Source organism: Halofilum ochraceum (assembly GCF_001614315.2).
In the GTDB taxonomy this organism is placed as follows: Bacteria; Pseudomonadota; Gammaproteobacteria; order XJ16; family Halofilaceae; genus Halofilum; species Halofilum ochraceum.
In genome coordinates, this window is the sequence record NZ_LVEG02000010.1 from 1 (window position 1) to 855 (window position 855).

The 855-nt window shown below is 68.7% G+C and carries 1 protein-coding gene; it reads right to left on the minus strand.

Going from position 1 to position 855, the window contains the following annotated elements; translation table 11 throughout:
- Window positions 1-855: adenosylhomocysteinase (locus A0W70_RS11080; RefSeq protein ID WP_139150840.1), on the minus strand; the 855-nt coding region annotated here is incomplete at both ends.

The window sequence follows — 855 nt, forward strand, 5'->3', positions numbered from 1 at the left end:
GGTCGGCGACCTCGTCCATCTCCACCACGCGGTAGCCTTCCATGCTGGCCTGCAGCGCGCAGATCGGGTCGATCTCGGTGACCCACACGGTGGCCCCCATGCCTCTGAGCGCCTGGGCGCAGCCCTTGCCCACGTCACCGTAGCCGAGCACCACGCAGATCTTGCCCGCGATCATCACGTCCGTCGCCCGCTTGATCCCGTCGATCAGCGACTCGCGGCAGCCGTAGAGGTTGTCGAACTTCGACTTGGTGACCGAGTCGTTGACGTTGATCGCCGGGAAGTTGAGCGTGCCCTCGCGCTCGAGCTTGTACAGGCGCGCTACCCCGGTGGTGGTCTCCTCGGTCACCCCGCCGATCGATTCGGCCAGCCCCGTGTACCAGCTCGGCTTCTCGCCAAGGCGCTTCTTGATCGCCGCGAACGCCGCGCGCTCCTCCTCGTTGGAGGGATTGTCGAGGAACGACGGGTCCTGCTCGGCCTTCGCGCCCAGCATCACCAGCAGCGTGGCGTCGCCGCCGTCGTCGAGGATGCGGTTGGGGTAGCCGCCGTCGCCCCACTCCATGATGCGGTGGGTGTACTCCCAGTAGTCATCCAGCGACTCGCCCTTCCAGGCGAACACCGGCACCCCGGTGCGCGCGATCTCCGCCGCCGCGTGGTCCTGGGTGGAGAACACGTTGCACGAGGCCCAGCGGACCTCGGCGCCGAGGGCGGTGAGCGTCTCGATCAGCACCGCGGTCTGGATCGTCATGTGCAGCGAGCCCGCGATGCGGCAGCCCGCCAGCGGCTGCTCGGCGGCATAACGCTCGCGCAGGGCCATCAGCCCCGGCATCTCGGTCTCGGCGATGGCGATCTCGCGCC